Below are 12187 nucleotides of genomic sequence, written 5' to 3'. Positions count from 1 at the left end.
ACACTCGCGGATGCCCCGGCGGTCCCCTGGGAAGGCAACCGGGGCGTTCTTCAGACACACCGCCACACGTCCGTCCGGGATCCCCCGGGCGGTGGAGGCGGCGCGCCCGGTCCCCTCCCCGGACGCGCCGCCTTTACTTTTTGCTGGCCAACGCCCCCGGCGCCGCTCCCATCGACTGAGCGACACGCCCACCCACTTCTCCTTGAGACCCACCCCAAGGGCCCGAATACATTCGGCGCTCCAACAATCGACGGGTGGAGGCCCATGGACATCACAGCCGACGAGCTCGAGGAACGCCGGAGCCCCCGATGGACGGGGTGGCTCGTCCTGGGGACGGTGGGCCTGGTGACGGCCGGGGCCTGGGGGGCCACGCGCTCCCTGTCCGCCCTGGCCACCCGCACCGAGCAGCTCGAGCGCGAGGCGGCCGAGTCCGAGGCCCGGGTGGCCGAGCTGCAACTGGAGCGCGAGGGCCTCGCCCGGCGGGTGCGCCAGTTGGAGCAGGAGCAGCAGCGCGCCCAGGCCTCGCGGCGCGCGCCCCCCGCCCGGCGCGTGGGCGAGCTCGGGGCGCGGCGGGACGCGGCGCGGCTGGCGCTGGAGACGACCCTCAAGGAGGAGCGGGAGCGCGGCACGGTGTACCTGGAAGAGGCCGAGGGCGAGCTGCGGGTGGGGCTGATGGATCCCCTGCTCTTCGCCCCGCGCGACACGGCGCTCTCGCCCCAGGGCGAGGCCCTGCTGCAGCGGCTGGCCGCGGCGCTCAACGTGGAGGGGCACCTGGTGGAGGTGGCCTCCTACCCGGACACCTCGCCCTCGGACCTGGCGCTGGAGCTGTCCACGGCCCGGGCGGTGCGGGTGGCGCACCAGCTCGAGCGCACGTCGAAGTTGCCGCCGGAGCGGCTGGTGGCCCTCGGCTATGGGCCCCTCAAACCGCGGGGACTCGAGCCGGCCGCCACGCCCCGGCTGGAGCTGCGGCTGGTGCCCGCGCCCGTTGCCGTCCGGGCGCGGGCTGTTGTCGCCCGGCCCTGAGCGGCCCCGGCCGGGCTCACCTCACGAGCCCGACAGGCCGTCCGTCGCTGGTTCCCCGGAGCCCGGGGCGGGTGCCGCCGTGCCGGCCTCGGCCTTCTTGCCCCGGCGCTTGGGCGGCGGCGCGAGCTTGGGCGCCGAGCCGAACAGCCGCTCGTACGTCTCCGGCGTGTTGATGTTCACCACGACGCCTGGATCCTTCACCGCGATGCGGCGCGGGGACAGGCCCCGGAGCACCGCCTCCAGCTGCTTGTCTCCGGAGGTGCTCTCGCGCAGCCGCTCGGCCGCCGCGCGCGACAGGAGCACCGGGTAGCCCAGGGCCCCCTCGAACTCCGGACGCAGGCCCTCCACGGACTCGCCAAAGGACTTGAGCAGGGACTTGAGCGTGCTGGCGCGCACCGCGGGCATGTCCACCGGCTGCAGCAGCACCACGTCCGCGCCCTCCTCGAGCGCCGCGTCCAGGCCCACCTTCACCGAGCCGAACTGCCCCTCGCTCCAGCGCTCGTTCTCCACGAGGTGCACCGCCGGGTGCTGCTCGCGCACCGCCTCCGCGTCCTTGCCCAGCACCGCCAGCACCGCGCAGCCCGCCTTGCCGAACGTGGACGCCAGCGACTGCAGGAAGCTCTTGCCCCCCTCGTGCTCGACGAGTGCCTTGGAATGCCCCATGTGTCTGGCCTCGCCCGCCGCGAGGATGATCGCCACAGCCTTCATGTCCCACCACCTCCCTGCCCCCACCGGTTGGCGTGGGAGCGACCCTTTACACCCTGGCAAGCCCCGCCGCTTCTGGCCGTGTCCTGGAGGGCAGCCCGTCGGGAAGACGGCATTTGGCGGTGACACGGTGTTCACCAGAGAGCCCCCCGCTCTCCCGGCCCGGACTCGCCGTCACATTCCTAGTGCAGCCAGACCTCGGGCCGCGCCCGCTCCACGTGTTCGGCATTTCCTTCCGAAACGAGCCCCGCGCGGGCAGTCAGAATTTCAGTCATGCGGACCAGGGGGAAGGCCTGGCCCAGCCGCGCCAGCTCCTCCTCCGACACGTGGCCCAGCACTTCGCCCTGCCGCTCGTCCACCACGGGTAGAAGGAACACGCCATGGCGGTGCATGACCTCGAGCGCGCGCATCACCGTATCCCGAGGATAGAGGATGATGTCGGGCATCGTGTCGATCTGGAACTGCGCCGTGTCGTGCGTCATGGAGACCCCCGGTGTGAAAGCCATCAGCGGGCTGATGCCTTAGCAATCTCCTTGCCGCGCGCCGCGGCGGCCATCACCCTCCGGGGAGCCTCCGGACGGGGAGCCGGACGACCCGCTCGGCCGCCCGCTCCACCCGTCCACCGGCGGACAGCTACGGCTTCTTCACCGACTCCACGAGCTTGCGGAACGTCTTCTCCGCGCCGCCCACGGTGCGCTCGCCGCCGGTGAGCTTGAAGAAGAGCGGACCCTCGGGGCCCTCGACGATGGCGCCCAAGAGCCGCGCGTTGGGCTTGGGCGAGCTGGGGCCCATCATCGGGCCGCCGCCGGTGTAGGTGCCCTTCACGTCCACGGTGGTGACGGCCAGGCCGTTGAGCTTCTCCTGCTTGGTGCGCACCTCCTTGTCCGTCACCGCCGTGCCGTCCGGCTTCTGGAACTGGCCCACCCAGCGCTTCACGTTGGCGTCCACCGCGCCGCCCTGGCCCGCGCCGAAGTAGAAGATGGCCAGCTCCGCCGGCTCCGTGTCCCCCTTGGCCGGGGCGATGCGGTAGGTGGCCGCGCGCATGGGCCGCGCCGGCTGCGCCTCCCAGTCCTTGGGCGCCGTCCAGGTGAGGCCGCCCGCGCTCGGGGCCGAGGCGTCGGCGGCCGGGGCGGCGGGCACGGGCGCCGCGGCTTGCGGCTTGGGCGACTGGGCCTGGGCCACGCCCACGGCCGCGAGGAGCGACATCACACCGAGAAGTCTTTTCATGGGCACAACCTAACGCGCCTCCAGGCCGGGGGCATGCTCCCCGTGCTAGAGGGGCCCCGAGGAGGTGGACGTGAGCCGCCAGAAGCCCGGACGCAACGAGCCCTGCCCGTGTGGCAGTGGAAAGAAGTACAAGGCCTGCCACGCGGCGGAGGATCGGCTGCGCGAGTCGGCGGCCCCCGCCCCCCGCGCGGGCCACCCGCTGGCGGACGAGCTCCAGAAGGCCATGGCGCTCCTGCGCGGCGAGGACCTGGAGGGCGTGTCGCGCACGCTGGAGCACCTGGGCGGCCTGCTCACCCAGTGGGGCCCCGTGCCCGGCCTGCGCTTCGACGCCGCGCTCTTCCATACCCACGTGTCGCGCCAGCTCGACCGGATGGAGGAGGCCGTGGAGCGCGACCCCGCCCAGGCGCGCAACGCGCTGCGGCTGTCCACCGTGCGCGAGCTGGGCACGCGCGCCTTCCTGGACAAGCTGCGCGCCACCCTGCTCGCGCGCGCCACCGCCGCGGGGTTGAGCGCCGAGGACCGTCAGGCGCTGTGCCTCGGCGCGCTCCTGGCCTCCACGCCCAAGGACGGCCGGGTGCGGCCCGAGGACCGGCCGGTGCTGGACGTGGTGTTCAGCGCCCAGTTCCGCGAGTGGGGGGCCAGGCACGGCCAGGCGCTCGCGGCGAGCGTGGACACCGGGGACGCCGCCCTGTCCGACGAGGCGCGCGAGGCCCTGCGCCAGGCGGGCGAGGGCGACATGGACGCGCTGGTGAAGTACGTGGAGAGCGACCCGGGCCTCGCGCAGCGCATCGCCCAGGAGGCCAAGGAGCGCGCCGGGCGCGTGGAGGCGGCCATGCGCCAGCCCACCACGCCCTCGCTGCTCGCCCCCGAGGAGCAGGTGTGGCTCACCAGCGTGCTCTGGGCGCCGCTCACCGCGCTCAAGGACCCCGCCCTGGACGCCCCCGCCCGGAGCGCCGCCGTGTCGGGCTTCCTCGGCGCCATGAAGCGGGCGCTGGCGGACGACCCGGACTTCCAGACGCACCTGCTCGAGCGCCTGCGCACGCGGGCCCAGGACCCGGCGCTCGACGAGGCGACCCGGGGCTTCTTCACCGACGCCGCCGTGGCCGTGCAGGCCGAGCCCGTGCGCATGGTGCTCGCCGCCGTGCTCACCGCACGCGGCGAGCCCGAAGCCCGCTCGGCCGAGGAGCAGGTGGTGCGCGCGGACCTCGAGGCCAAGAGCGAGTGGACGGCGGACGACCTGGAGCCCTACCGCGCGCTGCTCGCGGACATGAAGCTGCCCGCCTCCGTCGAGCGCATCCAGCGCGCCCAGGCCTGGCTGCGCGCGCACCCCATCGCCCAGACCCCGGCCCCGTGAACGACTTCGCGGGCCGGGTGGCGCTCGTCACGGGGGCCGGCTCGGGCCTGGGCGAGGCGATCGCGCGGCGACTGCTCGCGGGCGGCGCGCGTGTGGCGCTCGTGGACAACCGGGCCGAGCGCGTCCAGGCGGTGGCCGCGCGGTACGACCCCACGGGCGGCAGCACCCTCTCGGTGACGGCGGATGTCTCCGACGCCCGCGCGATGGAGCAGGCCGTGGCCCGCACGTGCGCCCACTTCGGCGCGCTGCACCTGGCCGTGAACAACGCGGGCTTCACGGGCGAGCGCGGCGTGAACACCGGGGAGTATTCCGTGGAGGAGTGGCGCCGGGTGCTCGCCACGAACCTGGATGGCGTCTTCCACGGCCTGCGCCACGAGCTGCCCGCGCTGCTGGCCTCGGGCGGGGGCGCCATCGTCAACATGACGTCGGCGGCGGGCATCGTCGGCGTGGAGGGCGAGCCCGCCTACGTCGCGGCCAAGCACGGCATCGTGGGGCTCACCCGCGCGGCGGCGCTCGAGTACGCGACGCGGGGCATCCGGGTGAACGCCCTCGCGCCGGGCTTCATCGCCACGCCGGACCTCCTCGCCAGCCCGCCGGAGGAGCGCGAGGCCCTGGCCGCGCTGCACCCCATGGGCCGCCTGGGCCAGCCCCACGAGGTGGCGGAGTTCGCCGCCTTCCTGCTGTCCGAGCGCGCCGCCTTCATCACCGGCGGCGTGCACGTGATCGACGGGGGCTACTCGGCGCGGTGAAGGGCGGCGGGAAGCTCGCGCGAGCACTCCAAAACCGTCAGGAGACGATGCAGTCGAACTTCTCGATGACGGCCCGAAGTTCCTCCGGCGTGGTCTCGAAACGCCTGGCCGCGGCCGAAGCGTCGTAGGTCAAGGCCTGGGTGGATGACGGGTGGGTGTGCAGGTTGTCCACGACGATCTCGCCAAAGCTTCCCGGCCATTTGACGCCGCGGAGTTCAAGGGCTCGACCCACGGGGTCCAGGAAGGTGAAGCAGGGCCACCTGGGCAAGCGCAGGGTGTCGGTATGGCCGCCGTGAAATCGACACCCATCCAGCCGGGCCTCGGTGAAGTCGCAGTCTTCAATGGAACCGTGCTCCGCCCTGTCTGAGTAATCAGGCCAGTACCCGAAGTCACAGCCCGACAGGCGACCCTTGAATCGACATCCCTTCAATGAGGCGAACACCCACTGCTGGTGGTTCTTCAGTTCCTGTTTCACCTCGAAGGTGCAGTCGATGAACCGCGTGCCTTCATCGATCAGTAGATTTCTGGCCGAGACCTTGAGGACCAGCGTGCACTTCTTGAAGGTGACATTGGCTCCGAGGAAGTAGAGCGCTCCCTTGTCGGTCAGCTCCAGTCGCTCGTTTTCAATTTCCTGGTCCTCGTAGAAGACCTTGTCGTAGAGCATCCGCCCGTCCCTCAGAACGTGAGCATCCGGAAGAACTCGCCCGCCATGCGCCGCCCATGCCGCGCCAGGTTCGAGTCCGTGCCGGTGAGAATCTCGTACTTGAAGCCCCCTGGGACTTCCACATCGACGCCCTTGTTTCGGCTGAAGTTGTAGAGATGCTTGAACTGCTTGCCGACTTCGTCTTCCACGAAGCGTCCCCGCGCCTCGCGCTCCAGTAGCCGCGCCAGCCAGGCCTCGCCCTTCTTCATGGCCCGGGCGATGGCGTCTTTTTCGTTCGGAGTGAGCTTGTCGGGTCTCCATTTCTGGGCCGCCTGGGTGACAGCCTCCTGGAGAATGTCGCCCACCTTGTCCTCGGTGGGAATGTCCACGACCGACTTGCCGCGCGGCAAGTGCCAGCGCTGACCGTCCCCGAGCGTCACCTGCCGGTTGCCACCTCGGTGGCGGATGACGGTCTCGGCACCCCGGCCGCCTGGAACCGTCTCCGATCCACCGCCCATCTTCCTCTTGAACATCACCACGGCCATGGGGCCCTGGGGGGAGGTGGCCACCCCCTCCACAACCGCTACGGCCTTGGCCAGGGCCTCTGCCGAAGAGAGCGACGCCTCCGTGGCCTCCAGGCGTCCCAAGGCAGCGGCGCCGCCCTGCGCTTCGAACCGCGTGCCCGCGAGGTTGATGGCTGGAAGCGACTTCACCCGCGAGAACACCTGACCCAGCGTGTGACCACTGAGCGCCGCCACCGCGAGAATCATGGCCCGCGCGGCGTCCTCGCCCAGCACCTGACCGAATTCATCACCCGCCGCGCGCAGCTCCTCGAAGGTGGTGGCGTGATGCGCCGTATCCGCCATGCGGGCCCATCCATCCATCAACCCGTACACCGTGGTGAGGCCCAGGTAACCCACCAGGAGTAGCGTCATCCCGGCGGCAACGGCCTTGGTCGTTGGCTCGGGCACCACCCACATCATGCAATAGAGGGCCACCGTCCAGATGACCATGCCGAGGAGGGCTCGCACCTCCAGCAGTTCGCGCTGGAGGGCTTGGCGGGTCTCATCGAGCACCGAACCCAAAGCCAGCGCCAGAGCGAACGCGCGCCGGTCATCCGCGCGGAGGGAAATCCCATCGTCCAACAAGCCCAAGCAGTCGCCGCCGCCCCGTCGCGCACACCAGGTGAGGTACTTCTCTTTCAGGGCGTCTTCGGCGTGTGGGGTGAGGGTAACGGGACCCTCCTGACGCTCGGATATCCAGGTGAGGGCTTCACCTCGGTGGTGCTCCAGCGTCCAGTAGCCCGTCACGGCCACGCGCGGAATGTCTGACCGCGTGGGCATGAGCTTCAGCAATGCGTGGGCGGCCTGACGTGGCGTCTCCGCGCCCACCCGCACGTCCCGAGCCAGACGCTGGAAGGCTTGCTGGAACTCGGCGATGGAGATGGGCAGGGGCCGGGTGGCGGCGGCGCCAGGATCCATGACGTCCACGACATATACGGCGGCGGACTCGAGACCGGGCTCCGCCGCTGGCACCAAGGCAAGTGCGGGTGAATCGTGACGAGTCGCCATGGGACGACCGCGATGGGCGGCCCCCGTGGCGCAGGCCGACTGCAGCACCAGGACAAGAAGAAACCAGCCGCCCAGAAAGGAACTCAGCTGGGCGCTGGGCGTACGCGAGCCATCAAGACGGGTGGACACAGCGCTCCTCGGGACACGACATCGTACAAATCGTCGCCCTCGAATGACAGGGAGAGAAGGTTGCACCCGTCAGAGCGACAGGTCGGAAGCCCTCCTCATGCCACGCGCGTCCCGGCAATCGGCGGACGCGCGCCCCCCTGACCGAGCCCCCCGCCTACGGGTGCGTCTGGACGAAGACGTGCGAGCCGCAGGGATGGTCACCCGTGGCCACGTCCGCGAAGGTGATGTTCGCGCCCAGCGAGTTCTTCGGGTAGCCCACGAAGCTGAGCGTGCCCGAGTTGAAGCGCGTGCGCCCGCCCGTGCTCCAGAACTGGGGATAGGGCGCGATCGCCCCCGGCGTGGACGTGAGCGACAGGTTGCCCGCGCACCAGGCCGGCGCGCCCGGCGGGAACTCCACGGACAGGTCCAGCGGCGTGTTGCCGCGCAGGTTGTAGAGCACGGTGAACGCCGCGCTGGAGCGCACCGTCGCGCTCTTGCCGAAGGGCACGTTGCCCGACGTCATCTGCTCGAAGCCCATCTCGAGGCCCGGCTCCACGCTCGCGGCGGGCGGCGGGTTGTAGCAATCCAGCGGCACGTTGACGAACTCGATGATGGTGCACGCGGGGTTGCGGTGCTCGATGTCCGCGTTCCACGTGCCCAGACCGTCCGCCGGATCGATGGTGCTCTTGCGGATGCCCACGATCTTCAGGGACGAGCCCGTGGTGTTGAATTGCGCCGACGCGACCGCCTGACCCGGCTCGCTCCACTGGCCCGTCTTCGGCTCGAAGCGCCAGACCGTGGTGCGGCACGTGGCGTTGAGCACGCACGCGGGCATCCGCCCCCCCAGCTCCGTCGGCACCGGGAGCTGCACGTCCAGCACCTTGCCCACCGCCAGCGTCAACGAGTTGCCCGCGGCATCCGTGGCCGCCAGCGTCACCGCGCCCACGGTCTCGAGCGCCACCGGGGTTCCGGCGGCGTTGCGCGCCGTCCAGTCTCCCGGCATGTCGCGCGGCCCATGTCCGACGATGGTGAAGGTCACCGAGCCCGTCGCGGCCACGCCCGAGGCCGTCACCAGGCTGCCCACGGGAATCTTCACGGTGATGTTCCGGGTGGGGTCGCGCAGGGTCGTCTCGCGCTGGGGATCGAACTTCGCGGTGTAGCCGAGCGCGAGCACATGCTTCTGATTGAGCAGCCCCTCGGTCTTGAGCTCATTCACCGGGGAATACCCATCCTTGCGGATGTCGAGCACATAGCCTGTCTTGGATTCCGCCACGGAGACGGAGTACGCGCCCGCGCTGTTCGTGAGACGCAGGATGTTGTTGATGGTCACGCGTGCGTTGGCCACGGGGACGCCGCGGTTGTCGAGCACCGTGCCCGAGAAGACGGCCGAGGCCACGGCGGCGGACGCGGACGCGACCTCGTCGGGGGCGGGCACTTCCGGCGCGGGCTGACCACAGGCGAGGCCCAACAGGGCGGGCATCAACATCCAAGCGGGGGTCTTCATGGGTTTCTCCTGATGGGGGTTCTTTCAGGAATTGCACGACCCATACCAAGCCCCGCTCACGCCGCGTTCCGAGGAGCGGAAGCACCCACGCCCCCTCGAATGTCGACGTGACGACAACACCCGCTTCCAGGCACGTGGCCCGAGCGGCTACGCGCTCAACCCAGACACACCCCGGTCAGGGCGTCTGGCGCTGGAACACGAGAAAATACTGGTCCGGGAGGAAGTCGAAGGACTGCGTCGGCACATAGCCCGCGGCGCGCAGTTCCTCCGTCACCTGTGCGGACGACAGCTTGTGCTTCGCCGGCGGACCCTTGGGCGAATCGGGTCGGAAGTCCACGATGGCCACCCGCCCGCCCGGCGTGAGCGAGCCCCCCAGCTTCTGGAGCCAGGCCACGCGCTCGCCCACGTGGTGGTACGTGTCCACGATGAGGGCCAGGTCCACGGGCGCGGGCAGCTTCGGGTCGTCCGGCGTGGCCTGCACCGCCTCCAGGTTGCCGAGCCCCTCCTTCCGGGCGCGCTCCCCGAGATAGCGCGTCATGTCGGGCTCGACGTCCACGCCATACACGCGTCCCTGGGGCACCGCGCGCGCCAGCCGCACCGCGAAGTAGCCCGTCCCCGAGCCGATGTCCGCCACCTTCGCGTCCGCCGCCAGGCCCAGCGCCCGCACCACCTCGTCGGGCTTCTGCCATGCGTCCCGCCCGGGCTCCTCGAAGCGCTTCGCCCACTCCTCGGCGTTCTCGAAGCGGTGCGGCATCGTCGGCGAGACGTGCTCCCGGTGGTGGTGCGCGGACGCGGCGTCGGGCGCGGGGGCGTGCGCGCAGGCGGACAGCCCCACGAGCGCGGCGGTGGACAGCGGCAGCAGGGCGCGGCGGATGGACAGCATGGCGGTCTCCAGTCGGGACATCGGGCCGCCGCCCTGCCTAGCACGCGCGCTCAGGGCTCGGGGAAGATGAGCATCCCGCGCGAGGTGTCGATGACATACACGTGGCCGTCCCCCGGCACGCGGATGCCGATCGCCCCGTCGTAGAAGCCCTCGCCCCGGTGCGGCTCGCCGCCCTTCACCGTGTTGAAGTAGGCCACCTCCCGGGGCGACTCGGGCACCGACACGTCCAGCACCCGCACGCCGTGCTGGTAGTGCGCGATGTACAGCCGCTGGCCCACCAGCACCATGTTGTGGATGGAGACGTTCTCCGAGAGCTTGTACTCCCCGATGCGCCGGGGATTCGCCGGGTCCGTCACGTCCAGCACGCGCAGGTGCGCGCCCCAGCTCTCGCCGCCCTCGAAGGCGATGAGCCGGTCGCCGAAGCGGCCCACCGCGTTCGCGTGGCTCGTGGCGTAGGGGTAGGTGAACGCGCCCAGCTTCTTGGGCTCGCGCGGGTCGCTCACGTCCACCACCAGGTAGCCCGCGCGCCAGTGGTTGATGTACAGCCGCCCCTCGAACGCCAGCGCATCGTGGGGAAAGCCCACCGTCCAGTCCACGCCCGCGCCCGGCTCCACGTACTCGCCCAGCGGCGCGGGCTCGGTGGGCTGGCGGATGTCGAAAATGAGCGTCTTGGGCACGGGCCCCACCGACATGGCGTAGAGCCGCTCGCCCTCCACGAAGACGGTGTGCACGTCGATGGCGCCCACGCCCGAGGGCAGACTGCGCAGCAGCCGGGGCGCCGCCGGATTGGAGATGTCGAACGTGATGACACCCGTGTTCGCGCTGGCCACGTAGAGCGCGTTGCCCTGGGCCCACACGCCGTTCCAATAGTTGTCCTTGGGCAGGCTGATCTCCGTCTTCAGCACCGGCGCGGCCGGATCGCGCACGTCGAAGACAGACAGGCCACCCGGCGTGCTGCCCAGGGGCAGGGACACCACGTAGGCATGCCCCTGGGTGACATAGACATCCGCCGCCAGGCCATGGGACACGGGGGACTCGGACACGAGCGTCAACCCGGAGGCCTCCGCCTCGCCCGGGCGCCGCGACACGCGCTGGGCCAGGAAGGTGCCGTAGTTGATGAACTGCCCATTGCGGCACCCCGCGTAGCAGCCATACAGCCGGTCCCCCTCGGCGCGGCAGCCCCGCAGGGAGTAGCGCGTGGTGACCCCGGCGTCGTTCGTGCTCGTGCTCGACAGGAAGAAGTCCCGGTCGTCGAGCCGGGCCTGCGAGGGCGCGACGCCCCGGTACGAGTGCCCCGCGGGCGAGAGCCGGAAGGCATCCGCCGCGATGGTGGGCGGCGCGCGCTCGGCCCGGTACACCACGGTGTAGGCGGCCTCGCGCGCCAGGCCCGCGAGCGAGCCCGTGTCACAGGACTTGAGGTCGAAGACCTCCGGCTCCCCACACGCCACGCCCTGGACGGAATACACCTGACACGCGGCGTAGCGCCCCGGGTCCTCCCAGTCGCCCTGGGCGTCGGTGGGCGGGGGCTTGGGGGTGGGCGCCGGGGTCGGCACGGGCTCGGGGCCACAGGCCGACACCATCCACGCGGCGACCACGGTCGCGCGCGCCCATCGCGGGCTCTTCATTCGGGAACTCCTCGGCTCCAGGGTGTTGGAGCGCGGAGTCGAACCCGGACGCCCTCCCGATGCAAATCGAGGGGCCCCGTGTCCTTGGATGTCCGAGCCGCACCCAAACGTACGACAAGAATCACATACGTCGATTTCGACGCACGTCAAACGTGGGCCTGTCAGCTTCGGTTCGCTTCCCTGTCAGACCGTGTCGTCGGGCAGAAGCACGCGCAGGAGCTCGTCGTCGGGGCCAAGGGGGCGCCAGCCAATGGGAGGGGGGGTGGCGAGGAGCGCATCGCTCGCCCGGTCGACGCGCTCCTGGTGCGTCTCGGGAGCGTAGGCGAACCATCGCCCCAGCATCTTGGCGACCTTGAACCGGTGGGCATCATCCAGCACGGCCGGCCAGCCCTCGGGAAGCGCTTGGGAGTACATGCGCACGAGCACACCCCGCACGAAGCGGGTGACGCGTCTCGCACGCTCCGCCTCCGCGAGCAGACCGCTCAAGACCTGGACGCCCGCGATGTCTTCCTCGCCCAGTTGCCTGGCCAAGGCCACGAGGGTGTCGGTGGGTCGCGCTTCCGCGAACGCGGTGAGTGAGTCGTAGCCCCGCTCGCGAACCCGCGCATGGAGGCGGGCCCTCCAATCTCCGTCCCAGGGACGTCCATCACTCATCGCCCCCTCCAGGAAACGAAATTCATGGGGAGTTGATCGTCCTCCAGGGCCTCCGCCGCGATGTCCAGGATCTCGTTGCGTGACAGCGTCCGGCCCGCCCGGGTCTCGGCCCTCCGCAGGGTATCCATGAGCCGCCGATTC

The 12187-nt window shown here is 70.9% G+C and carries 12 protein-coding genes; 3 read left to right on the top strand and 9 right to left on the bottom strand.

All coding sequences use genetic code 11. The annotated features are described in order from the left end of the window. The first annotated feature begins 264 nt into the window (after window positions 1-264). Window positions 265-1023 (top strand): OmpA family protein, encoded by a 759-nt coding sequence (locus tag I3V78_RS05375; RefSeq protein WP_204485236.1) that lies wholly within the window; start codon window positions 265-267, stop codon window positions 1021-1023. A 21-nt stretch (window positions 1024-1044) separates the two neighbouring features. On the opposite strand, the gene I3V78_RS05370 is transcribed toward I3V78_RS05375, so the two are convergent. The 3 genes from I3V78_RS05370 to I3V78_RS05360 form a co-directional block, all read right to left on the bottom strand. Next, the gene (locus I3V78_RS05370; protein WP_204485235.1) at window positions 1045-1731 is read right to left on the bottom strand and encodes a nucleotidyltransferase family protein; all 687 of its coding nucleotides are present in this window, start codon (window positions 1729-1731) and stop codon (window positions 1045-1047) included. 179 nt (window positions 1732-1910) lie between these two features. Continuing rightward, window positions 1911-2210, bottom strand: a complete 300-nt coding sequence (locus I3V78_RS05365; RefSeq protein ID WP_239576310.1) for a CBS domain-containing protein — start codon at window positions 2208-2210, stop codon at window positions 1911-1913. Between the two features lie 151 nt (window positions 2211-2361). Continuing rightward, the gene (locus I3V78_RS05360) at window positions 2362-2955 is read right to left on the bottom strand and encodes a hypothetical protein (RefSeq protein ID WP_239576309.1); all 594 of its coding nucleotides are present in this window, start codon (window positions 2953-2955) and stop codon (window positions 2362-2364) included. Between the two features lie 70 nt (window positions 2956-3025). Between I3V78_RS05360 and I3V78_RS05355 the strand changes: the two genes are divergently transcribed. Both I3V78_RS05355 and I3V78_RS05350 read left to right on the top strand, forming a co-directional pair. Beyond that, window positions 3026-4309, top strand: a complete 1284-nt coding sequence (locus I3V78_RS05355) for an SEC-C metal-binding domain-containing protein (protein WP_204485234.1) — start codon at window positions 3026-3028, stop codon at window positions 4307-4309. Continuing rightward, complete coding sequence (locus tag I3V78_RS05350) at window positions 4306-5058, top strand: glucose 1-dehydrogenase (RefSeq protein WP_204485233.1); 753 nt, start codon at window positions 4306-4308, stop codon at window positions 5056-5058. Before I3V78_RS05355 ends, I3V78_RS05350 begins: the two co-directional genes overlap by 4 nt. Before the next feature lie 37 nt (window positions 5059-5095). Here the strand turns inward: I3V78_RS05350 and I3V78_RS05345 are convergent, their stop codons facing one another. From I3V78_RS05345 to I3V78_RS05320, 6 genes are all read right to left on the bottom strand, one after another. Further along, the gene (locus I3V78_RS05345; protein ID WP_204485232.1) at window positions 5096-5722 is read right to left on the bottom strand and encodes a hypothetical protein; all 627 of its coding nucleotides are present in this window, start codon (window positions 5720-5722) and stop codon (window positions 5096-5098) included. A gap of 11 nt (window positions 5723-5733) precedes the next feature. Further along, a complete protein-coding gene (gene sitA5, locus I3V78_RS05340; protein ID WP_204485231.1) occupies window positions 5734-7401 on the bottom strand; it encodes a SitA5 family polymorphic toxin in 1668 nt (555 codons plus the stop codon). Between the two features lie 154 nt (window positions 7402-7555). After that, window positions 7556-8884, bottom strand: a complete 1329-nt coding sequence (locus tag I3V78_RS05335; protein WP_204485230.1) for a carboxypeptidase-like regulatory domain-containing protein — start codon at window positions 8882-8884, stop codon at window positions 7556-7558. Window positions 8885-9059: 175 nt separating this feature from the next. Then, entirely contained in the window at window positions 9060-9788 is a 729-nt protein-coding gene (locus tag I3V78_RS05330) for a class I SAM-dependent methyltransferase (protein ID WP_239576307.1), read from the bottom strand. Between the two features lie 29 nt (window positions 9789-9817). Beyond that, a complete protein-coding gene (locus I3V78_RS05325) occupies window positions 9818-11392 on the bottom strand; it encodes an LVIVD repeat-containing protein (protein ID WP_204485229.1) in 1575 nt (524 codons plus the stop codon). Window positions 11393-11575: 183 nt separating this feature from the next. Further along, a complete protein-coding gene (locus I3V78_RS05320) occupies window positions 11576-12046 on the bottom strand; it encodes an NUDIX hydrolase (RefSeq protein ID WP_204485228.1) in 471 nt (156 codons plus the stop codon). Between the last annotated feature and the right edge of the window lie 141 nt (window positions 12047-12187).

This window comes from Archangium primigenium (genome assembly GCF_016904885.1).
Classification (GTDB): domain Bacteria; phylum Myxococcota; class Myxococcia; order Myxococcales; family Myxococcaceae; genus Cystobacter; species Cystobacter primigenius.
This window is presented reverse-complemented; position numbering and strand designations above follow the sequence as displayed.